1 protein-coding gene is annotated in these 209 nt (G+C 71.3%); it reads right to left on the reverse strand.

The features are described from left to right. The coding region (locus AB0J58_RS17150; protein ID WP_364216394.1) for a hypothetical protein at positions 1–209 on the reverse strand (209 nt) is incomplete at both ends.

A 209-nucleotide genomic window follows, 5' to 3' on the forward strand; every position in this document is an offset into this window, starting at 1 on the left:
GCCAAGACCACATCGCGCGCCACCAGGCCCACGTCACGCGCCGCAGGCACCACCTCGCGGGCGACGACATCCCGGACCACGAAACCCACCTCGCGGACCACCAAGACCACGTCACGCGCCACCAGGCCCACGTCACGCGCCGCAGGCACCACCTCGCGGGCGACGACATCCCGGACCACGAAACCCACCTCGCGGACCACCAAGACCAC

The sequence above is a fragment of the Streptosporangium sp. NPDC049644 genome (assembly GCF_040675205.1).
GTDB classification, from domain to species: domain Bacteria; phylum Actinomycetota; class Actinomycetes; order Streptosporangiales; family Streptosporangiaceae; genus Streptosporangium; species Streptosporangium fukuiense.